19 protein-coding genes are annotated in these 21,275 nt (G+C 45.3%); 16 read left to right on the top strand and 3 right to left on the bottom strand.

Features of this window, described 5'->3' with window-relative positions; translation table 11 throughout:
- Positions 1 to 2 precede the first annotated feature (2 nt).
- The 5 genes from KFO40_RS11110 (at position 3) to KFO40_RS11090 (ending at position 5,603) form a co-directional block, all read left to right on the top strand.
- Positions 3 to 1,520 carry a DUF4301 family protein gene (locus KFO40_RS11110; RefSeq protein WP_015531024.1) on the top strand — a complete coding sequence of 506 codons (1,518 nt, stop codon included), beginning with the start codon at positions 3 to 5 and terminating at the stop codon, positions 1,518 to 1,520.
- Between the two features lie 167 nt (positions 1,521 to 1,687).
- Positions 1,688 to 2,311 (top strand): chloramphenicol acetyltransferase, encoded by a 624-nt coding sequence (locus KFO40_RS11105; protein ID WP_049702678.1) that lies wholly within the window; start codon positions 1,688 to 1,690, stop codon positions 2,309 to 2,311.
- Positions 2,312 to 2,345: 34 nt separating this feature from the next.
- A complete protein-coding gene (locus tag KFO40_RS11100) occupies positions 2,346 to 3,740 on the top strand; it encodes an acyloxyacyl hydrolase (RefSeq protein ID WP_008639981.1) in 1,395 nt (464 codons plus the stop codon).
- Between the two features lie 47 nt (positions 3,741 to 3,787).
- Entirely contained in the window at positions 3,788 to 4,351 is a 564-nt protein-coding gene (locus KFO40_RS11095) for a Crp/Fnr family transcriptional regulator (RefSeq protein ID WP_004315309.1), read from the top strand.
- A 97-nt stretch (positions 4,352 to 4,448) separates the two neighbouring features.
- Positions 4,449 to 5,603 (top strand): acyltransferase family protein, encoded by a 1,155-nt coding sequence (locus KFO40_RS11090; protein ID WP_004315308.1) that lies wholly within the window; start codon positions 4,449 to 4,451, stop codon positions 5,601 to 5,603.
- Positions 5,604 to 5,774: 171 nt separating this feature from the next.
- On the opposite strand, the gene KFO40_RS11085 is transcribed toward KFO40_RS11090, so the two are convergent.
- Together KFO40_RS11085 and purT are read right to left on the bottom strand one after the other, a co-directional pair.
- Positions 5,775 to 6,245: a GNAT family N-acetyltransferase gene (locus KFO40_RS11085; protein ID WP_008639984.1), complete on the bottom strand. Its 471-nt coding sequence runs from the start codon at positions 6,243 to 6,245 to the stop codon at positions 5,775 to 5,777.
- A 20-nt stretch (positions 6,246 to 6,265) separates the two neighbouring features.
- Positions 6,266 to 7,432, bottom strand: a complete 1,167-nt coding sequence (gene purT / locus KFO40_RS11080; protein ID WP_121960521.1) for a formate-dependent phosphoribosylglycinamide formyltransferase — start codon at positions 7,430 to 7,432, stop codon at positions 6,266 to 6,268.
- Between the two features lie 635 nt (positions 7,433 to 8,067).
- On the opposite strand from purT, the gene atpD reads away from it, so the two are divergent.
- The 11 genes from atpD to KFO40_RS11025 all read left to right on the top strand — a co-directional run bounded on the left by atpD (position 8,068) and on the right by KFO40_RS11025 (position 20,543).
- The gene (gene atpD / locus KFO40_RS11075) at positions 8,068 to 9,585 is read left to right on the top strand and encodes a F0F1 ATP synthase subunit beta (RefSeq protein ID WP_004315305.1); all 1,518 of its coding nucleotides are present in this window, start codon (positions 8,068 to 8,070) and stop codon (positions 9,583 to 9,585) included.
- A 12-nt stretch (positions 9,586 to 9,597) separates the two neighbouring features.
- Positions 9,598 to 9,843, top strand: coding sequence for an ATP synthase F1 subunit epsilon (atpC, locus tag KFO40_RS11070; RefSeq protein WP_004315304.1), 246 nt, complete (start codon positions 9,598 to 9,600; stop codon positions 9,841 to 9,843).
- An 80-nt stretch (positions 9,844 to 9,923) separates the two neighbouring features.
- Positions 9,924 to 10,358 carry a hypothetical protein gene (locus KFO40_RS11065; protein ID WP_008022610.1) on the top strand — a complete coding sequence of 145 codons (435 nt, stop codon included), beginning with the start codon at positions 9,924 to 9,926 and terminating at the stop codon, positions 10,356 to 10,358.
- Entirely contained in the window at positions 10,342 to 11,481 is a 1,140-nt protein-coding gene (gene atpB / locus KFO40_RS11060) for a F0F1 ATP synthase subunit A (RefSeq protein ID WP_117683836.1), read from the top strand. Before KFO40_RS11065 ends, atpB begins: the two co-directional genes overlap by 17 nt.
- A gap of 111 nt (positions 11,482 to 11,592) precedes the next feature.
- Positions 11,593 to 11,850 carry an ATP synthase F0 subunit C gene (atpE, locus tag KFO40_RS11055; RefSeq protein ID WP_004295758.1) on the top strand — a complete coding sequence of 86 codons (258 nt, stop codon included), beginning with the start codon at positions 11,593 to 11,595 and terminating at the stop codon, positions 11,848 to 11,850.
- A gap of 121 nt (positions 11,851 to 11,971) precedes the next feature.
- Complete coding sequence (gene atpF, locus KFO40_RS11050; protein ID WP_087321168.1) at positions 11,972 to 12,475, top strand: F0F1 ATP synthase subunit B; 504 nt, start codon at positions 11,972 to 11,974, stop codon at positions 12,473 to 12,475.
- A 5-nt stretch (positions 12,476 to 12,480) separates the two neighbouring features.
- Entirely contained in the window at positions 12,481 to 13,041 is a 561-nt protein-coding gene (locus KFO40_RS11045; RefSeq protein WP_008022606.1) for a F0F1 ATP synthase subunit delta, read from the top strand.
- Positions 13,041 to 14,624: a F0F1 ATP synthase subunit alpha gene (gene atpA / locus KFO40_RS11040; RefSeq protein WP_211146363.1), complete on the top strand. Its 1,584-nt coding sequence runs from the start codon at positions 13,041 to 13,043 to the stop codon at positions 14,622 to 14,624. The genes KFO40_RS11045 and atpA overlap by 1 nt, the downstream gene beginning before the upstream one ends.
- A 112-nt stretch (positions 14,625 to 14,736) precedes the next feature.
- Positions 14,737 to 15,633, top strand: a complete 897-nt coding sequence (locus KFO40_RS11035; protein WP_087321164.1) for a F0F1 ATP synthase subunit gamma — start codon at positions 14,737 to 14,739, stop codon at positions 15,631 to 15,633.
- A 153-nt stretch (positions 15,634 to 15,786) separates the two neighbouring features.
- Positions 15,787 to 17,730: an LruC domain-containing protein gene (locus KFO40_RS11030; RefSeq protein ID WP_008022601.1), complete on the top strand. Its 1,944-nt coding sequence runs from the start codon at positions 15,787 to 15,789 to the stop codon at positions 17,728 to 17,730.
- A gap of 185 nt (positions 17,731 to 17,915) precedes the next feature.
- Entirely contained in the window at positions 17,916 to 20,543 is a 2,628-nt protein-coding gene (locus KFO40_RS11025; RefSeq protein ID WP_211146362.1) for a helix-turn-helix domain-containing protein, read from the top strand.
- A gap of 95 nt (positions 20,544 to 20,638) precedes the next feature.
- On the opposite strand, the gene KFO40_RS11020 is transcribed toward KFO40_RS11025, so the two are convergent.
- On the bottom strand, positions 20,639 to 21,259 hold the full coding sequence (locus KFO40_RS11020) for a lysine exporter LysO family protein (protein ID WP_211146361.1): 621 nt from the start codon (positions 21,257 to 21,259) through the stop codon (positions 20,639 to 20,641).
- Positions 21,260 to 21,275 lie beyond the last annotated feature (16 nt).

The following is a 21,275-nucleotide window of genomic DNA, read 5'->3' as shown; positions in this document are numbered from 1 at the left end:
TTATGATAACGACACAGGACAAAGAGTTGCTTGCCAAGAAAGGCATCACGGAAGAGCAAATTGCAGAACAATTAGCATGCTTCCAGACGGGATTTCCCTTTTTAAAACTGGATGCGGCAGCTTCCATCGAAAAGGGCATATTAGCTCCCGACGCAGAAGAACAGAAGGCTTATCTGGCCGCCTGGGATGCATATACAAACACAGATAAGACTGTTGTGAAGTTCGTGCCTGCCTCCGGTGCTGCAAGTCGTATGTTTAAGAATCTATTCGAGTTTCTGTCCGCCGATTATGACCAGCCGACTACCAAGTTCGAACAGGCCTTCTTTGACGGAATCAAGAATTTTGCTTTCTATGACGATCTGAATGTGGCCTGCCAGCGTATCTCCGGAAAAGACATTCCCGGACTGATGGAAGAAGGCAACTATAAAGCAGTGGTGTCCGCCCTGCTGGAGACTGCAGGACTGAACTATGGCGCACTACCGAAAGGTCTGCTCAAATTCCATAAATATCCCGAAGGCTCCCGCACTCCGATGGAGGAACATCTTGCCGAAGGCGCTCTGTATGCAGCCGGCAAGAGCGGCAAAGTGAACGTACACTTCACCGTGTCTACCGAACACCGCGAACTTTTCAAGAAGCTCGTGACGGAAAAAGTGGACGACTTCGCCAAACGTTACGGCGTAGACTATTACATCACCTTCTCCGAGCAGAAGCCAAGTACCGACACCATTGCTGCCGATATGGACAACCAACCGTTCCGCGACAACGGCAAACTGCTGTTCCGTCCCGGTGGTCATGGCGCGCTGATTGAGAACCTGAACGACTTGGACGCAGACATCATCTTCATCAAGAACATCGACAACGTAGTGCCCGACCGTTTGAAAGCCGACACCGTTACGTATAAGAAACTGATTGCCGGAGTGCTCGTGACCCTGCAAAAACAAGTATTCGAATACCTCACGCTGCTCGACAGCGGCAAGTATACGCACGACCAGATGATGGAAATGCTTCAATTCCTGCAAAAGAAACTCTTCTGCAAGAACCCGGAAACGAAAGACCTCGAAGACTCCGTACTGGCCATTTACCTCAAAAACAAGTTCAACCGCCCGATGCGTGTCTGCGGAATGGTGAAGAACGTAGGCGAACCCGGCGGCGGTCCGTTCCTTGCTTACAACAGCGACGGAACTATCTCCCTGCAAATTCTCGAAAGCTCGCAGATCGACATGGACGATCCGGAGAAGAAAGAAATGTTCGAGAAGGGTACGCACTTCAATCCGGTAGACCTCGTATGCGCTGTGCGTGATTATAAAGGACATAAATTCGACCTGGTGAAATATGTAGATAAAGCCACCGGCTTCATCTCCTACAAATCGAAGAACGGTAAAGACCTGAAAGCCCTCGAACTTCCCGGCTTGTGGAATGGTGCGATGAGCGACTGGAATACCGTCTTTGTAGAAGTTCCTCTTTCTACCTTTAACCCGGTGAAGACAGTGAATGACTTGTTGCGTGAGCAACATCAGTAATTTATTCACCACAGAGGACACAAAGGACACAGAGTTTTTTCGGTAAGGTAAGACCGGAAGCAATGGAATCAATTGCATTAATCCGGTGAAAAAGTTCTATAAAAACTCTATAAAATCTCTGTGTCCTCTGTGCCCTCTGTGGTGAAACTTAAAAAAGAGTGTTTAGAATGAATCAGATAGAGAAGATCATCGATATTGCTACTTGGAACAGAAGAGAACATTACGAACATTTCAGTGCTTTTGACGATCCTTTTTTTGGAGTGACGGTCAATGTAGATTGTACGCGCGCGTATCAGGAAGCCAAAGACAAAGGCGTTTCCTTTTCCCTGCTCGTCCTTCACCGCATCGTGACTGCTGCGGCTGCCGTGGAAGAGTTCCGCTACCGCATCGAAGGCGATCGAGTGGTGTGTTATGACAGTCTTCTGCCCGAAGCCACTGTGGGGCGTGCCGACCACACCTTTTCTTTTGCCGCTTTTGAATACGATCCGGACGAACTCGTCTTTATCCGTCGGGCAAAAGCCGAGATGGAACGCCTGCAAGCCACTACGGGACTCAACAAAGGAGGTACGTTTCATCCCAACGCCATTCATTATTCGGCCGTGCCGTGGCTCTCTTTCACCGATATGAAGCATCCCACCAATATGCGTTCGGGCGACAGCGTTCCCAAAATCTCCACCGGTAAATACTTCCGCGAAGGAGAAAGGCTGATGATGCCCGTTTCCGTCACTTGCCATCATGGATTGATGGATGGCTATCATGTAGCGCAGTTTATCGAGAAGCTCCATTTATAAACTTCGTTCTGAAAAAGACTAACCAGACTATGATATGAGAGTAAAGATACCCAGACGGGAAATCATCCTATTCTGTTCCGCCTTGCTTTTCCCCGTTGCTTCGCTGTGCGCGCAAGAAGTGGGGCAGGAGGTGAAAGAGGTCAGGCAAGACGTGGAGCAACTCCAGCAGGACGTCCGCGAACTTCGTGAAGAAGTGCGTCGATTGCAGGAAGAACTTCATGGATTCCGGCGCAACAGTTTCCCGCAATGTGGCATGGACACGGTAGCTCCTTACGTTCCCCATCGGTTCATTCACCGGTTGGGGATAGAAGCTCGGCCGCAATACGTGTTCCCCACCAATCCTTTCCTGCAAGGAGAGAACGAACGGTGGAAGCCCATCCAAAGTTCCTTTGCCGCTCATTTGAAATATTCCTTCAAGTTTCGTCCCAATACCTGTGCCGACCGTATCTACGGCGGAGCCTACCAAGGCTTCGGCTTGGCCGTCACCACCTTTGGCGACCGTAAGCAACTCGGTGATCCGGTGACGTTCTATGTCTTTCAGGGCGCACGTATCGCCCGTTTCAATCCCCGTCTTTCGCTCAATTACGAGTGGAATTTCGGCCTTTCTGCCGGATGGAAACCATACGATAACGATTACAACTCCTACAACGGAGCGGTAGGTTCACGGGTGAATGCGTATCTCAATGCAGGTATCTACCTCAATTGGTCGCTTTCCCGTTATTTCGATTTTATCATCGGCGGAGATTTTACGCATTTCTCCAACGGCAACACCAAATTCCCCAACGCAGGAGTGAACACCACCGGAGCGAAAATCGGTCTGGTGTACAACTTCAACCGTGAAGAATCCGACCTGACCAAGTCTTTGGTCAAGCCGTATATTCCCCGTTTTCCCCGTCATATCAGTTACGATCTTGTGTTGTTCGGCTCGTGGAGACGAAAAGGCGTGTATGTAGAAAGCGGGAAGCAGATAGCTTCGCCGGGCAGTTACCCCGTGGCGGGATTCAACTTTGCCCCGATGTACAACCTCAACTATAAGCTGCGATTCGGCGTCTCGCTGGACGGTGTTTATGACGGTAGTGCCAATGTGTACACCGAAGACCGGATTGTGGAGTACGATTACGATGGAGGCAGCGGCACTTCCGGACGCAGGTTTCTTGTGCCGGGCATTCAGCATCAGCTTGCTCTCGGACTTTCGGGACGGGCGGAGTATGTAATGCCGTTTTTCACCATCAATGTCGGTTTGGGAACGAATGTGCTGGGGCGTGGCGATTTGCGGGGGCTGTATCAGGTCTTTGCGTTGAAGATAGACGTGACACGTAGCTCTTTCCTTCACATCGGTTACAATCTCCAAAACTTTCAGACACCTAATTATCTGATGCTCGGCTTGGGATTCCGTTTCAATAATAAGTATCCTAAGGTGCGTCATTAGAAATGTCCGTCCGGTGGCCTGTCGAATATCAAGTAAGGAATCTCAAAATGGAAAACATTATTCAAAAAATCAGAGAAATCTATCCGGTATCCGATGAAGCGCTTCAGGCGCTTCAGGCGAATATGGAACTGCGATATTATCCTAAAGATACCTATATCGTCCAGTCGGGGGTAACAGACCGCCTGGTTTATTTCATTGAAGAGGGCATTGCCCGTTCCGTATTCCATCACAACGGACAGGACACTACTACGTGGTTCACGCTGGAAGGCGACATTACGTTCGGCATGGATTCGCTCTACTATCAGCAACCGTCGGTGGAGAGCATTGAAACGCTTTCCGATTGCAAAATCTACGTCATCCATATCGACAAGCTGAATATGCTCTACGAAACCTATATCGACATAGCCAACTGGGGGCGCATCCTGCATCAGAATGTCAACAAAGAGCTTAGCCACATGTTTGTGGAACGGCTCCAGCTTTCGCCTAAAGAACGGTATGAGCAGTTCAACCGTCGCTATCCCGGACTGATAAACCGGGTGAAGCTGAAGTATGTGGCTGCCTTTTTGGGCATTTCCATCTACACGCTTAGTCGGGTACGTGCTAAAAAATAGTTTTCGGTAGGGCTTTTTTGCTTTTAAGCAAAAGAACTTCGTTTCGCAAACCGTATCTTTGCCATCTGAAAATACTAACTAACTAATAGAAAAACAGATGTCGAACATTTCTTCTTCAGCCTTTGCAGATACCAAAGCACATTATGATCTTCTTGACGGACTTCGCGGTGTAGCGGCTCTTATGGTGATATGGTATCATGTATTCGAGGGATATGCTTTTGCCGGTGGTGGCAATATCGAGACTCTCAACCACGGTTATCTTGCCGTGGATTTCTTCTTTATCCTTTCGGGTTTCGTGATCGGTTACGCTTATGACGACCGTTGGGGCAAGAGTCTCACCATGAAAGATTTCTTTAAACGTCGTTTGATACGTCTTCATCCGATGGTCGTTATGGGTGCCGTATTGGGTGCTATCACATTCTGTATTCAGGGTTGTGTGCAATGGGATGGAACGCATGTAGCCATCTCCATGATTATGTTGTCTCTTCTTTGCACGATATTCTTCATTCCTGCCATGCCGGGGGTGGGATATGAAGTTCGTGGCAACGGTGAGATGTTTCCGTTGAACGGCCCTTGCTGGTCGTTATTTTTCGAGTATATCGGTAATATCCTGTATGCGTTGTTCATCCGTCGCTTGTCCAACAAGGCGCTGACGGTATTTGTGGTGTTGCTGGGGGTAGCATTGGCAGCGTTTGCCGTCTTCAATGTCTCCACTTATGGAAACATAGGAGTGGGCTGGACGCTGGACGGGGTTAACTTCCTGGGCGGCTCCCTACGTATGCTTTTCCCTTTTTCGCTGGGTATGCTGATGTCGCGTAACTTCAAGCCTATGAAGGTGAGAGGTGCTTTCTGGATCTGTACCGTTGCATTGATTGCCCTGTTCGCTGTTCCTTATCTCGAAGGAATGGAGCCGCTTTGCATGAATGGTGTTTATGAAGCGTTTTGTGTGATTGTGGCTTTCCCTATCATTCTTTGGATAGGAGCGTCGGGCACCACTACGGACGTGCAATCGACAAAGATATGCAAATTTCTGGGGGATATATCCTATCCGGTTTATGTGATCCATTATCCGTTGATGTATCTGTTCTATGCATGGCTGATTGAGAATAAGCTCTATACGTTGGGCGAGACTTGGCACGTAGCCGTGTGCGTCTTTGTCTTGAGTATCGTGCTTGCTTATCTGTGCCTGAAACTGTATGACGAACCGATACGTAAATATTTGGCAAAACGTTTCTTGAGTAAGAAACGATAGTTTCATTGTTATGTATCTGAAAAATATTTCATAAAGCTAAAAAAGAACTCCAACCAAGTGGCGGATAAAGTCGCATTGGTTGGAGTTTTTTATCAATAGAATAAGTTTTCTCTTCGTCAGTAAGTGAGACTGATTCTATGTCTTTGCATTTTAGATGTGAAACGATATAGATTAATAGAGTTGCTTGCTCATTTTATAATTGGTGAGACACATTTGATTAGCTTTCCGTTTTTGTTCTTCATCAACCTGAAAACCTTGTTTCTCGAAAAACGGTTTTGCCGTGATGCTAACCTCCGATGTTAATCTTTTCGCACCTCTTTCTCGTGCGTATGCTTCGAGATATTTATACAAAGATGTCGCAATGCCTTGATGCTGAAAGTCCTTATGGACAAACAGCGTGTGCATATATCCGTCGTCGTTGACAGAGCCGAAGCCTACAATCACACCTTCTTCATTTTCTGCAACCACGTAATGTTGCTCTTCGAAAAGCTCACCCCAATGTGATGTATCGTCTCCGCACGAAGCCCAGTCTGCTACTTCTTCGGCTGTATAATCTTTTCGGTTCACAGTCAGGACTGTATGCTGATATAGCTCTTGTAGTGCTGGAATGTCAGACAGGTTTACTTGGCGGATTCTATTCATCTTATCTCTAAATTTCTTTTTTAGTAAACTTCTACTTTCTCTGCAATTCTCTTAGCCTTGTCGCGCAACGCATCCAAATCAGCATCGAGCGGAGCGTAGCAAAGCACCACACCCATACGACGGTTGACGCGTGTAAACGGTTTGCCGAATATACGTAGATAGGTATCTTCTTCTTTGGTCACTTCTTCCAGTCCACGATATTGAGGGCGCTCCTGGCTGGCAATCGGAGAGAGGATGACGGCACTTGCGCCTATTCGTTCTTGCTTGATGCCCGGAATAGGCAGACCGAGCACGGCACGCAGGTGCAATTCAAATTCATTCAGATTTTGTGTTCCTGCCAAAGTTACCATGCCGGTATCGTGCGGACGTGGAGAAAGTTCGGAGAAATAGACTCCGTTTTCATGGCTTAGGAAGAACTCAACTCCCCAAAGTCCTGCGCCTGTCAGCGCGCGGGTTACTTTTTCTGCCATCTCTTCCGCTTCTTTCAAATGAGCAGGATCGATGTGTGCAGGCTGGAAACTTTCGCGATAGTCGCCACCTTTCTGCACGTGTCCGATAGGAGGGCAGAACAGGGTGGGGCCGTTCTTTTGAGTAACGGTGAGCAGGGTGATTTCGCTGTCGAATTTGATAAATTCTTCAATGATAAGCTCGCGGATATCGCCACGGCTTCCGCTGCATCCGTATTCCCAGGCGTGTTCAAGTTCGTCGGCACTCTTCACCAGCGACTGTCCTTTACCGGAGGATGACATCAACGGTTTAACGACACAAGGGAAACCGATTTTAGCGGCAGCTTCTTTCAGTTCGTCCAATGTTTTGGCGTAGAAGTATCTGGCTGTTTTCAGTCCGAGCTCTTTGGCGGCAAGGTCGCGGATAGCTTTACGATTCATCGTGAAGTTCACGGCACGGGCGCTGGGCACTACCTGAATGCCTTCTTTTTCGAAGTCATACAAACGTTCTGTGCGGATCGCTTCAATCTCCGGAACGATAATGTCCGGCTGGTGTTTCTTTACGACACGCTCCAGTTCTTCACCGTTCAGCATATCGAATACTTCAAATTCATCAGCCACTTGCATAGCAGGTGCTCCCGCGTACGAGTCGCAGGCAATGATGTGTTGACCTTTACGTTGAGCTGAAATTACAAATTCTTTTCCTAGTTCTCCGGAACCGAGTAACAGTATTTTCTTCATCATTTTGAGTGTTTTATATTAGTGGTGCAAAATTACAGCAAAAAAACGAGATTATAATTGTATATGCGTTGATTATATTTAAAGATTGGTGTGAATTTTAGTGTGTAAACGTGGAATATAGAGAAATGGATAGTGAGAAAATAGGAAATATGGCTTTAAACTTTCTTAAGGAAAGCGTGGAAAAACAATGTTCGTTGTGCTCGAACACAAAACTAGTTGTTTGTGCTACTATTTTGTGTCATGGCTAAATCCTTGATTTTAAACAATGAGAAAGGAAACTGGATACGGAAATTTAGTTTATTGATAGTTAAAATCTATTTTGCTATTGATTTGTAGTCGAAATTCGTCTAAATTGGTCAATCTGTAGTTGTTATTAGTCTAATAAGTGTTAGCGAACGACAAATAATGAAAAAGGAGTAACAACGATATGGAATTGTTTCTACATTTGTGCAGTTGTTTCTTTAACTATTTCTAGTGGTAGAAGTTTCTAGGATATAGAAAATAGTTGAACAAAAAATTAATTCAACTGTTTATTATAATATTGAAATTAGGTAAAACGCGAAAATGTTTATTCCTTATCATATTATAAGGTCAAAAAGGAGAGAAAAGAATAATATAAATAAAAGAGATTGCTTATGTCACAGATTATCGGACATATCTCGCAGGTGATCGGCCCTGTGGTCGATGTGTACTTTGAAGGTACGGATGCGGAACTGGTGCTGCCAAGCATCCACGACGCACTGGAGATAAAGAGGCCAAACGGCAAAATACTGGTTGTAGAAGTTCAGCAACATATCGGCGAAAATACGGTGCGTACCGTAGCGATGGATAGTACCGACGGACTTCAGAGAGGCATGAAAGTGTATCCCACCGGAGGCCCGATCACTATGCCGATAGGCGAACAGATTAAAGGACGACTGATGAACGTAGTCGGTGATTCGATCGACGGTATGAAAGGACTCAACCGCGACGGTGCGTATTCCATTCACCGGGACCCCCCTAAATTTGAGGATTTGACAACTGTGCAAGAGGTGCTTTTCACGGGTATCAAAGTGATCGACCTGCTCGAACCGTATGCCAAAGGTGGTAAAATCGGTTTGTTCGGCGGCGCCGGTGTGGGAAAAACCGTATTGATCCAGGAACTTATCAATAATATCGCCAAGAAACATAACGGATTCTCCGTATTTGCCGGAGTAGGTGAACGTACCCGTGAAGGTAACGACTTGCTGCGCGAAATGATCGAATCCGGCGTTATCCGCTACGGCGAAGCATTCAAGGAAAGCATGGAGAAAGGTCACTGGGATCTTTCGAAAGTAGATTATAACGAACTGGAGAAATCGCAAGTGTCGCTGATTTTCGGTCAGATGAACGAACCTCCGGGCGCACGTGCTTCTGTGGCACTGTCCGGACTGACGGTAGCGGAATCTTTCCGCGACGCCGGTAAAGAAGGTGAGAAACGCGATATCCTGTTCTTTATCGATAATATCTTCCGTTTCACGCAAGCAGGTTCGGAAGTGTCCGCCCTTTTGGGACGTATGCCCTCCGCCGTTGGTTACCAGCCTACGCTGGCCACGGAAATGGGTGCGATGCAGGAACGTATCACGTCTACCCGCAAAGGTTCTATCACCTCCGTACAAGCGGTGTATGTGCCTGCCGATGACTTGACCGACCCGGCTCCTGCAACGACTTTCAGCCACTTGGACGCAACTACCGTACTCGACCGTAAGATCACCGAGCTGGGTATCTATCCGGCTGTCGACCCGTTGGCATCTACGTCACGTATCCTCGACCCGCACATTGTAGGCCAGGAACATTACGACATAGCGCAGCGCGTAAAACAAATCTTGCAGCGTAACAAGGAATTGCAGGATATTATCTCTATCCTCGGTATGGAAGAACTCTCGGAAGAAGACAAGATGGTAGTGAACCGCGCCCGCCGTGTGCAGCGTTTCCTTTCGCAACCGTTTGCCGTAGCCGAACAGTTTACAGGTGTTCCGGGTGTGATGGTGGGTATTGAAGATACCATCAAGGGATTCAAGATGATTCTGGACGGAGAAGTGGATTATCTTCCCGAACAGGCTTTCCTGAATGTCGGTACGATTGAGGAAGCAATAGAGAAAGGTAAGAAATTGCTGGAACAGGCGAAAAAATAAAAATATAGAGTGATGAAAGAACTGCATTTGAGTATAGTATCGCCCGAAAAGAGCATATTCGACGGAGATGTGAAGATTGTCACATTGCCGGGCATGATCGGTTCGTTTTCTATTCTGCCGGGGCATGCGCCCATTGTATCGTCGCTGAAAGCGGGAACGTTGAGTTATACGACGATGGAGGGAGAAGAGCACACGATGGATATTCAGGGCGGTTTTGTTGAAATGAGTGACGGCACGGTTTCTGCCTGTGTTTCCTGACGGAAGCCTTCCGGCACAAAGACCAAGTATCTAAAGATTGAAAAAAACGAGATAATAACCTTACAGAAAAACACAGTAACATGATGAATATTAGTAAAACTAAACGGAACTTTATCTGTTGGCATACCTTATTTGCAGTGATTAGTGCGGCGCTCGGAGCTGTTATCCTACACTTCGCTCTGCCGGGGCATTATTTCGGAGGGTATCCGTTTATACCGGTTTATTTTTACTTCTTCGGGTTGGCCAGCATCTATATGTTCGACGCTTGCCGGCGGCACGCTCCGCAGAGATTGTTACTGTTGTATTTGGCAATGAAGATGATAAAGATGATTCTTTCGCTGATTCTGGTCTTGATTTATTGCCTTGCTGTACGCGAAGAAGCCAGAGCTTTTTTACTGACGTTTATCTCGTTCTATTTGATATATCTGATATTCGAAACCTGGTTTTTCTTCTCTTTTGAGATGAACCAGAAACGGAAAAAGAAAAATAAGAAGAAACATGAAACAGTTGCATAACATAGTAGCTCCGTTGATTCTGTTCTGCCTGATGGCAGCGGTCAGTTTGCCGGTTCTTGCGCAAGAGCAAGAGGGGGAAGCGGTGGCGCAGCAGACGCAGGACGAAATTACTCCGAAGGAGGAACAGGAGAACACGGTTGATGTGAAAGAAATTGTGTTCGGTCATATCGGCGACTCCTACGAATGGCATATTACAACATGGGGTAACACGCATATTACTATACCGTTACCTATTATTGTTTATAGTAGCACTTCAGGTTGGCACACGTTCCTTTCTTCCCGTCTCGAAGAGAATGGAGGTACGTATGAAGGACTTTCCATCGCTCCCGCAGGAAGCAAGTATGAAGGCAAACTGGTAGAGTATGACGCCGCAGGCGAACAGGTTCGCCCCTGGGATATCTCCATTACGAAAGTGACGTTTGCCTTGTTGTTCAACAGCGTATTGTTGCTCGTTATCGTGTTGTGCGTGGCACACTGGTACAGGAAGCGTCCGCAAGGAGCCAAAGCACCGGGAGGATTTATCGGATTCATGGAGATGTTCATCATGATGGTGAACGACGACATCATCAAGAGTTGTGTCGGACCCAACTACCGGAAGTTCGCGCCATATCTGCTGACAGCGTTCTTTTTCATCTTTATCAATAACATGATGGGATTGATTCCGTTCTTCCCCGGAGGCGCGAATGTGACGGGAAATATCGCTATCACGATGGTGCTGGCGGTCTGCACGTTCCTTGCAGTCAATATCTTCGGTACGAAACATTACTGGAAAGATATTTTCTGGCCCGATGTACCTTGGTGGCTGAAAGTGCCTGTGCCGATGATGCCGTTCATCGAGTTCTTCGGAATCTTTACGAAACCGTTTGCTTTGATGATCCGTCTTTTTGCTAATATGCTGGCCGGACACATGGCGATGCTGGTGCTCACCTGCCTGATCTTTATCTCGGCAAGCATGGGGCCTGCGCTGAACGGCACGCTCACGGTGGCTTCCGTATTGTTCAACATCTTTATGAATGCGCTTGAACTGCTGGTGGCTTTCATCCAGGCTTACGTATTTACGATGTTGTCGGCAGTGTTTATCGGACTGGCACAGGAAGGAGCCAAAGTGAAAACAGAAGAATAATCAATGAAACGCGGTGAAAACGTGACTGAACGAATACGGAATAAACGCGCGGAATGAGGAATTAAATAATAAAAACAAGAGAAAATATAAACCATTTTAAAACTGAAAATTATGTTACTATCAGTATTGTTACAAGCCACTGCAGCAGCAGTAGGAGTTAGTAAATTAGGTGCAGCTATCGGTGCAGGTCTTGCAGTAATCGGAGCTGGTTTGGGTATTGGTAAGATTGGTGGTTCGGCAATGGAAGCTATCGCACGCCAGCCGGAAGCATCGGGAGACATTCGTATGAACATGATTATCGCCGCCGCCTTGATTGAAGGTGTGGCCCTGTTGGCGGTAGTAGTTTGTCTGTTGGTGTTCTTCCTCTAATCAGGTATATAACAAGCGAATTTCGCAGGCGTAAAACCCTGTTTCTAAATGGGGGAGATCCTCATGCAATGGGCAGCCGCGAAATCGTAAATTGTAAATCGTAAAATCGTAAATAAAGATTATGTCATTACTATTACCTGATAGTGGCCTGCTGTTCTGGATGTTTCTCTCATTCGGGATTGTGTTCGTGATATTGGCGAAATACGGCTTCCCCGTCATCATCAAGATGGTGGAAGGCCGTAAGACCTATATCGACCAGTCTTTGGAGGTGGCGAGGGAAGCTAATGCCCAGTTGTCTAAACTGAAACAAGAAGGCGACGCATTGGTGGCAGCCGCCAACAAAGAGCAAGGACGCATCTTGAGGGAAGCAATGGAAGAACGTGACAAGATTGTTCACGAGGCCCGTAAACAAGCCGAAATTGCCGCACAAAAAGAACTTGATGCGGTGAAACAACAAATCCAGATGGAGAAAGACGAAGCAATCCGCGACATCCGTCGCCAGGTGGCCGTGCTTTCTGTTGACATCGCCGAGAAAGTGCTCCGCAAGAGTCTTGAGGACAAGGATGTACAGATGGGCATGATCGACCGCATGCTGGATGAAGTACTAACCCCGAATAAGAACTAAGGAAGATGGAAGTCGGAATACTCTCAATGCGTTATGCAAAAGCTATCATTGAATACGCACAGGAAAAAGGTCTGGAAGACAGGTTGTATCAGGAGTTTCTGACCCTGTCGCACAGCTTTTGTGAACAGCCCGGTCTGCGCGAAGCGCTTGATAATCCCGTCATCACGACCAAGGAAAAGTTGGCGTTAGTCTGCACAGCTGCCGATGGTGACGGTAAATCGACCAGAGAGTTTGTCCAATTTATCACTTTGGTACTGCGAAACAGGCGTGAAGGCTATCTGCAATTTATCAGCCTGATGTATCTGGATCTCTACCGGAAGTTGAAACATATTGGCGTAGGAAAGCTGATTACAGCCGTTCCTGTCAATAAGGAAACAGAAGACCGGATCCGGTCGGCTGCCGCACATATCCTGCATGCTCAGATGGAGCTGGAAACGGTGATAGATCCTTCTATCGAAGGTGGGTTTATCTTTGATATCAACGACTATCGGTTGGATGCAAGCGTTGCCACGCAGTTGAAGCGAGTGAAACAACAATTTATTGATAAGAATAGGAGAATTGTATAATGTCTGAGAATATAAGAGTAAGCGAAGTATCCGATATATTGCGCAAGCAGCTCGAAGGAATCAATGCCAATGTGCAACTTGACGAAATCGGTACGGTGCTCCAGGTGAGTGACGGCGTAGTGCGTATCTATGGACTACGGAACGCCGAGGCCAATGAATTGCTGGAGTTTGACAATGGTATCAAAGCAATCGTGATGAACCTCGAAGAGGACAACGTGGGTGCTGTACTGTTGGGCCCGACGGACAAAATCAAAGAAGGATTCGTCGTGAAGCGTACCAAACGTATCGCCTCCATCCGTGTAGGAGAGGGCATGCTGGGACGTGTGATCGACCCGCTGGGCGAACCGCTCGACGGAAAAGGATTGATTGGCGGCGAACTGTATGATATGCCTTTGGAACGTAAAGCTCCGGGAGTAATCTATCGTCAGCCTGTGAACCAGCCGTTGCAGACCGGATTGAAGGCTGTGGACGCCATGATTCCTATCGGTCGCGGACAGCGTGAGTTGATTATCGGTGACCGCCAGACAGGAAAGACTGCCATTGCGATTGATACGATTATCAACCAGCGCATTAACTTCCTGGCAGGCGACCCTGTATATTGTATCTATGTAGCTATCGGTCAGAAGGGTTCTACCGTTGCTTCTATCGTTAATACGCTTCGTGAGTACGGAGCACTGGACTACACGGTGGTTGTAGCTGCCACGGCTGGTGACCCGGCTGCGTTGCAGTATTACGCTCCGTTTGCAGGTGCTGCCATCGGCGAGTATTTCCGTGATACCGGCCGTCATGCGTTGGTGGTTTATGATGACCTTTCCAAACAGGCGGTGGCTTATCGTGAGGTTTCGCTGATTCTTCGCCGTCCGTCCGGTCGTGAGGCTTATCCGGGTGATATCTTCTATCTGCACTCCCGTCTGTTGGAACGTGCTGCCAAGATTATCAGTCAGGAAGAAGTGGCACGCGAAATGAACGATCTCCCGGAAAGTCTGAAGGGGATTGTGAAAGGTGGCGGCTCGCTCACAGCATTGCCTATCATCGAAACGCAAGCAGGTGACGTATCGGCTTATATCCCGACGAACGTGATTTCTATCACCGACGGACAGATATTCCTTGAGACTGACTTGTTCAACCAGGGTACGCGTCCGGCTATCAACGTCGGTATCTCCGTATCCCGTGTAGGTGGTAACGCGCAGATTAAGGCTATGAAGAAGGTGGCCGGAACATTGAAGATTGACCAGGCGCAATATCGCGAGTTGGAAGCCTTCTCTAAGTTCAGCAGCGACATGGACCCGATTACTGCCCTGACTATTGATAAAGGACGTAAGAACGGACAATTATTGATTCAACCGCAATACAGCCCGATGCCCGTAGAGCAGCAGATTGCTATCCTCTACTGTGGTACGCACGGACTTCTACATGATGTCCCATTGGATAAGGTGCAAGACTTTGAACGCAGTTTCATCGAATCTCTGCAACTGAACCACCAGGAGGATGTATTGGACATACTGAAAACGGGCGTGATCGACGATAACGTGATTAAAGCTATCGAAGAGACTGCCGCTATGGTGGCGAAACAGTACTTATAATAGTGATTAGTTGGTTAGTGATAAGTGATTAGCTTACTGTCACCAACCACTAACCACCAATTATTAATCACTATCACCAACTATTAATAATTAACCACTAACCAATAAAAAAATGGCTTCACTGAAAGAAGTAAAAACCAGAATAAATTCGGTAAAAAGTACCCGAAAAATCACTTCAGCAATGAAGATGGTGGCTTCTGCCAAATTACACAAGGCACAAGGAGCCATTGAGAATATGCTGCCTTATCAGAAGAAGTTGAACAAGATTCTGACTAACTTCCTAAGCGCGGACCTGCCCATCGAATCTCCTTATGTGCAGGAGCGTGAAGTGAAACGTGTAGCAATCGTCGTCTTTTCTTCAAACACTTCTCTTTGTGGTGCTTTCAACGCCAACGTCATCAAAATGATGATGCAAACGATCGGAGAGTTCCGCACCCTGGGACAGGATAATATCTTGATATTCCCAATTGGCAAGAAGGTGGATGAAGCGGTCAAACGAATGGGATTCAAACCGCAGGAGACTTCTCCGACGCTCTCCGACAAACCGACGTATCAGGAGGCTGCCGAATTGGCTCACCGACTAATGGATATGTATGTGGCAGGAGAAGTAGACCGCGTGGAAATAATCTATCATCACTTCAAGTCAATGGGGGTACAGATTCTTCTCCGGGAGACGTATCTCCCCATTGATATGACGAATGTGGTAAGTGAAGAGGACAGCATGAATAAGGAGGAGGTAGAGGAGCATGAAATTGCCAATGATTATATCATCGAACCGAACGCGGAAGAATTGATCGCCAGCTTAATACCAACAGTATTGAGCCAGAAGATTTTTACCGCTGCCGTCGACTCTAATGCATCGGAACATGCTGCACGTACCCTAGCTATGCAAGTGGCTACGGACAATGCAAACGAGCTGATTCAGGATTTGACAAAGCAGTACAATAAGAGTCGTCAGCAAGCAATTACGAATGAGTTGCTGGATATTGTAGGGGGGACAATGAAATAGATTCCAAGGATTAATAACAATATTTTTTGATTCGGTATCCCATTTTTAAGATAAGCCTTAAAAATGGGATATTTGTATATATATTTGTGGCATAATTAGGCTTGATTATGGGTTTATGCCTAGACAAAACAAACTTAAAAATATATATAGATTATGAGAATTAAGCATTTATTGAACTTTTTCGTTGCAACGGTATTTATCGGTATGGCAGTAGGATGTGCAGAAAAGGATTTGTATGATCCTAATTATGGGAAAGAACCTGTAAAAGGTCCTGAAGAATATTTTGGATTCGAAACACGTGGAGATGTGTCGCTTGATGTGAATTATGCATTACCCGGATTTGCGGCTCTTATTGAAGTCTATGACATTGATCCGATGGAAATTGTGGATAATACACCTGTAAAAAAACAAGGAGTGGAAGCTTTATTCAAGATTTACACAGATGAAAGCGGAAAGTTTAATGGAAAGATGAATATTCCTACTTCTGTAAAATCGATATACCTATATACGGAAAGTTGGGGATTACCAAGGTGTATGCCATTGGAAATAAAGGATGGTATGGTTAGTTTTGATATGTCAAATATAGGAGCTTCTACTGTAAAAGCAAAAAATAATACACGGTCTTATGGTTTTCAAGGGACGGTTCCTTATGTCTTGAATGGAAATAATAAACTGTATTCCTTATGTAAATGGGGAGAGGGAGGAAGTCTTGACAGTAAATATATGTCATTTGAAGAGAACGTTGGTGATGAAACGGTTGGAAGTTTGACGCAACGTTTGAAGAATTTCTTTAATCCTGATGGAATAGCGAATGTTGATAATATGAATTTAGTTACCCAATCCAGAACTACAAATATTACGGTAACACAAGATGGGACTGCATTGGATGTTATTTTCCTGAATCGGGATGCCATGTATAATAATTCGTTCGGGTATTATTATTATAAAACATCTAAGGAACCTGATATGCGCGGAATGTCAGATATGAAGAAGTATATCATATTTCCAAATGTTTCTTTCTCTGTATATGGAGGTCAGTTGCCTATTTTGAAATGTGGCAGTAAAGTACGTTTGCTCTATTTTGATGAACAAGGTAATGCTAAAGAGGAATTTCCAGCCGGTTATACGGTAGGATGGTTTATGTATGCTGATGGATATAATCAGAGTGAGAATGAAATTGATATAACAAAACAAGTTGCATCAGGTTTCTCTAATTTATTAGCTTCTAATCAGGTGTTGGGACAGCAGCGACAGAATTTTGTATCTGTAAAGGACGAGACAAGCGGCAAGGTTATTATCGGAGTAGAAGATGGGGCAAATAATAGTTATTGTGATCTTTTATTCTATGTAAATGCATCAAAAACTATTGAGGAACCCAATGACAGACCTGTTATAACTCCGGATGATGGAAATGAACCAGAAAAACCGGATGTAACTGAAACGAAGACCGGTACATTAGCTTTTGAAGATATATGGCCTGGCGGTGGAGATTATGATATGAATGACGTAATCGTAGAATATAATCGTGCCGTATCTTTTGATAAAAAGAACCAGGTAACTAAAATTGTAGATACATTTACTCCTGTACATGATGGTGCAGTGTTTGCGAATGCTTTTGCTTATCAGGTAGATAAGGGACAATTCGGTAAAATGACTTTTTCCGCTACTACGGAAGGGATACATACGGAATCTGCAACATCTTCTATTATTGTTTGTCCGAATGTGAAGCAAGCTATTCAAAAGGTATATACTATAACCCGTGAATTTACAGGCGGTTCTTTCAATAAGAAAGATTTAAAGTCATATAATCCTTATATCATAGTGAAGTATGCCGAAGGGCAAAAAGGTCGTACAGAAGTGCATCTGCCTAAGCATGAGGCAACATCTCTTGCGGACTTGTCTTTAGCAGGTACTCAAAAGGATGCTTATTACATAGATAAAGAAGGAGCTTATCCGTTTGCTATTGATATTCCTATCTTGAACTTTATTTCAGTAACTGAAAAAAAGAGTATTGATACCGAATATCCTAACTTTAAAGCTTGGGCAGATTCTAAAGGAGAAAAATATACGGATTGGTATAACAATCATGTAAATTAACTCTCAAAGCATATAACACAACATTTGGTGTTTTTATTGTTCTCTCGTCCCGGTCGTTATTTAATGAAAACGACCGGGACTTTCTTTTATCCGATTGCTTCTCATCTCTACCAGAAAAAGTTTGCTACTTTTATTTCAATCTCTATATAGTTTTCTGTACCTTTGCACAAAACAATATAACTTTCATGGAAAATAACCCGGAACTGCAACTTGCTTGGCAGTTCATAGAAAATACAGGCACACATTTATTTCTTACCGGAAAAGCCGGAACCGGGAAAACGACATTTCTTAGACGATTGAAAGAACATACGCCCAAACGCATGGTCGTATTGGCTCCGACAGGGATTGCAGCTATCAATGCGGGAGGCGTAACGATTCATTCTTTCTTTCAGTTGTCTTTTGCTCCTTTTGTGCCGGAAACTACCTTTAATTCTTCCCAAACACATTACCGTTACAGTAAAGAAAAGCGGAACATAATTCGTAGCATGGATTTGCTCGTTATTGATGAGATCAGTATGGTGCGTGCCGATTTGTTGGATGCGGTGGATGCAACTCTGCGGCGGTATCGCGATAGAGAGAAACCGTTTGGCGGGGTGCAACTGTTGATGATTGGAGATTTGCAGCAATTGGCTCCCGTCGTGAAAGATAATGAGTGGGAACTGTTGAGGAAGCATTACGAAACCCCTTATTTCTTTGCGAGCCATGCGTTGAAAGAAACGGTATATATGACCATTGAACTTAAAAAAGTCTACCGGCAGAGTGACACATTCTTCCTGTCTTTATTAAATAAAATCCGGGAAAATAAGGCTGATGATGAAGTGCTGAATGAACTGAACCGTCGTTATCAGCCCGGTTTCCAGCCACAAAAAGAAGAAGGATATATTCGGCTGACGACACATAATTATCAGGCACAGAAAGTAAATGACCGTGAATTGGCATCTTTGTCCGGCAAGGCGTATCATTTTCGTGCCGAGATAGAAGGAGACTTCCCCGAATATTCGTATCCTGCGGATGAACTCCTGACAATAAAGGAAGGAGCACAAATTATGTTCCTGAAGAATGATCCATCGTCCGAGAAACGATATTATAACGGTATGATTGGTGAGGTGGTCACTGTTAATGATGCAGGTATTATCGTGCGGGGGAAGGGGAATAAATCAGAATTTCAGTTGTTGCCGGAAGAGTGGGGAAATTATAAGTACGTACTGAATGAGGAAACAAAGGAAATCACGGAAGTGATAGAAGGAACGTTCCGTCAATATCCTATCCGTCTGGCATGGGCCATTACGATACATAAAAGTCAGGGGTTGACGTTTGAGCGTGCCATTATTGATGCGCGTAACTCTTTTGCGCACGGACAGACTTATGTGGCGTTGAGCCGTTGCAAGACTTTAGAAGGGATGGTGTTGGAGTCTCCTTTGCGGAGGGAAGCCATTATTAGTGATGCTATGGTGGATAATTTCACCAAAGCGGTAGAGCAGAATAAGCCGGGTAGTCAGCAGTTGAACGATATGCAAAAGGCGTATTTCTTTGATTTGTTGAGTGATTTGTTTAATTTCTATTCGATCGATCAGGCTTATAAACGATTGCTTCGTTTGATAGATGAAGATTTGTATAAGCTCTTTCCGAAGCAGTTGGCAGAATATAAGGCATTGGAACCTCGCATCAAAGAGAAAATAGTGGAAGTGTCCCAGCGTTTTCGTAACCAGTATACCCGGTTGATACATGAGAGTGAAGACTATGCGACGAATCAGGAGTTACAGGAGCGGATTCGTTCCGGGGCCAGATATTTTCATAAAGAGTTGGCGCCGGTTCGGGCTTTGTATAATAAGACTAATATGCCTCTTGATAATAAAGAGTTGAGAAAGCTGTTGGCGGAACGTATGCAGGCGTTGGATGATGCGTTGTGGATTAAAGAGTCTTTGTTGGAGGCTGTGTCTGCAAGAGAGAGATTCGCTATTACGGATTATTTGAAGTTGAAGGCTAAAGTAATGTTGAGTCTTGAGGATGATTCTTCTTCTTCCGGTTCTTCGAAAGCGTTGAAAGAAAAGAAAGAGCGGAAGGAACGGAAAGAGCGTACACGTAGCGGTGCTGAAAAGGTGAAAGTGGAAGTGCCTACGGATATTCTGCATCCGGGGCTTTATCGTGCTCTGGCTGAATGGAGGACAGCCAAAACACGTGAGGTGAATCTTCCTGCGTATGTTATTATGCAGCAGAAAGCGTTGATGGGAATTGTGAATCTGCTACCGGATAATCCAAGAGCTCTGGAAGCGATACCCTATTTCGGAGCAAAAGGGGTGGAAAGGTATGGGCTTGAAATATTAGGCATTGTCCGTAAGTATATGGCGGAAAATCAATTGGAAAGACCGGAAATAATGGATATGCTCATCTCTGATAATAGGGAAGCCGCAAGCCGACGGGAAGAGCTGAAGCAACGGAAAGAAGAACAGAAGCAACGGAAAGAGGAAGAAAAACAGAAGAAGGAAGCAGAGAAACAGAAAAAAGAAGCGGAGAAGGAGAAGAAAAAAGATACAAAATTAGTCAGCTATGAAATGTTCTGCCAGGGAATGAGCATAGATGAAATAGCCAAAGCTCGCGAATTGGTATCGGGAACCATTGCCGGGCATCTGGAATATTATGTCCGTTTGGGAAAAATTGAAGTGGAGAAAGTAGTGAAAGCTGAAAATCTGGCGAAGATTCGTAAGCATCTGGAAGAACATGAATACATGGGAATATTTGCCATTAAAGCAGCATTAGGAGACGATATCTCCTATGCTGATATAAAGTTTGTATTGGCTGTTTCCGGGCATTAATTGATTAGCTCTGGACCTAGCCCCAAACATAAAAATATCTCTGTCTTTCGTTCACAATGCTCATTCTTGCTCTTGTCAAACCATCGCAAGCAATATCAGAGATTACAGAAAAAAGAAATGAAAACAGGAACACTGATATCAATCAGAATACCGTGTAAGATAGCGATGGGGATCATTTCTTTTCCCGAATATCTGCTGATGGAGGGCAGGAGTACATCCATCGAATTGACTCCTGCCGCTGAAATAGGAGCCAGTTTCCCGAAATACTTCTTGATGATTGGAGTACCGAGAAGTGCCATCATTTCACGGAAAATATTAGTCAGTAGTGCGATAGTTCCTAATTCCGTAGCCAGTTGCAGCCCGATAGAAGGCTCTTTGAACTGGGTGATAAGGATAGAAGAGAGCGAATAGTATGCGAATCCGCTTCCCACTGCCATACAGTCGAACACGCTCCATTGGCGCAATAGTAGGCTTGCTAAAGCAGAAAACAGCAACGTACCGATAATCGTTCCCAACGGAATCAACAGCATTTTAGGATGCAAATGTGAAACAATCGCTTTCAGGTTCTTATTAGAACCGATACTGATTCCCACTTGCAGCATTAGTGCATAAAGTATATACATCGAAACAGTGTGCGTATCAAACTGGAACTTATTGAAAGCTCCCATGACACAACCTATACAAAAGAATAATATAACGATCAAACTTCCTTTCATTGTTCACTTCCTTCTT

Origin of the sequence: Bacteroides sp. 1001302B_160321_D4, from assembly GCF_015667765.1 — a bacterium.
GTDB classification, from domain to species: Bacteria; Bacteroidota; Bacteroidia; order Bacteroidales; family Bacteroidaceae; genus Bacteroides; species Bacteroides xylanisolvens.
This window is presented reverse-complemented; position numbering and strand designations above follow the sequence as displayed.

What these genes read in the sequence shown, in the direction of transcription:
- KFO40_RS11110 (WP_015531024.1), top strand. Translation starts at nt 3, where the DNA reads ATGATAACGACACAGGACAAAGAGTTGCTTGCCAAGAAAGGCATCACG.
- KFO40_RS11105 (WP_049702678.1), top strand. Translation starts at nt 1,688, where the DNA reads ATGAATCAGATAGAGAAGATCATCGATATTGCTACTTGGAACAGAAGA.
- KFO40_RS11100 (WP_008639981.1), top strand. Translation starts at nt 2,346, where the DNA reads ATGAGAGTAAAGATACCCAGACGGGAAATCATCCTATTCTGTTCCGCC.
- KFO40_RS11095 (WP_004315309.1), top strand. Translation starts at nt 3,788, where the DNA reads ATGGAAAACATTATTCAAAAAATCAGAGAAATCTATCCGGTATCCGAT.
- KFO40_RS11090 (WP_004315308.1), top strand. Translation starts at nt 4,449, where the DNA reads ATGTCGAACATTTCTTCTTCAGCCTTTGCAGATACCAAAGCACATTAT.
- KFO40_RS11085 (WP_008639984.1), bottom strand. Translation starts at nt 6,245, where the DNA reads ATGAATAGAATCCGCCAAGTAAACCTGTCTGACATTCCAGCACTACAA.
- purT (WP_121960521.1), bottom strand. Translation starts at nt 7,432, where the DNA reads ATGAAGAAAATACTGTTACTCGGTTCCGGAGAACTAGGAAAAGAATTT.
- atpD (WP_004315305.1), top strand. Translation starts at nt 8,068, where the DNA reads ATGTCACAGATTATCGGACATATCTCGCAGGTGATCGGCCCTGTGGTC.
- atpC (WP_004315304.1), top strand. Translation starts at nt 9,598, where the DNA reads ATGAAAGAACTGCATTTGAGTATAGTATCGCCCGAAAAGAGCATATTC.
- KFO40_RS11065 (WP_008022610.1), top strand. Translation starts at nt 9,924, where the DNA reads ATGATGAATATTAGTAAAACTAAACGGAACTTTATCTGTTGGCATACC.
- atpB (WP_117683836.1), top strand. Translation starts at nt 10,342, where the DNA reads ATGAAACAGTTGCATAACATAGTAGCTCCGTTGATTCTGTTCTGCCTG.
- atpE (WP_004295758.1), top strand. Translation starts at nt 11,593, where the DNA reads ATGTTACTATCAGTATTGTTACAAGCCACTGCAGCAGCAGTAGGAGTT.
- atpF (WP_087321168.1), top strand. Translation starts at nt 11,972, where the DNA reads ATGTCATTACTATTACCTGATAGTGGCCTGCTGTTCTGGATGTTTCTC.
- KFO40_RS11045 (WP_008022606.1), top strand. Translation starts at nt 12,481, where the DNA reads ATGGAAGTCGGAATACTCTCAATGCGTTATGCAAAAGCTATCATTGAA.
- atpA (WP_211146363.1), top strand. Translation starts at nt 13,041, where the DNA reads ATGTCTGAGAATATAAGAGTAAGCGAAGTATCCGATATATTGCGCAAG.
- KFO40_RS11035 (WP_087321164.1), top strand. Translation starts at nt 14,737, where the DNA reads ATGGCTTCACTGAAAGAAGTAAAAACCAGAATAAATTCGGTAAAAAGT.
- KFO40_RS11030 (WP_008022601.1), top strand. Translation starts at nt 15,787, where the DNA reads ATGAGAATTAAGCATTTATTGAACTTTTTCGTTGCAACGGTATTTATC.
- KFO40_RS11025 (WP_211146362.1), top strand. Translation starts at nt 17,916, where the DNA reads ATGGAAAATAACCCGGAACTGCAACTTGCTTGGCAGTTCATAGAAAAT.
- KFO40_RS11020 (WP_211146361.1), bottom strand. Translation starts at nt 21,259, where the DNA reads ATGAAAGGAAGTTTGATCGTTATATTATTCTTTTGTATAGGTTGTGTC.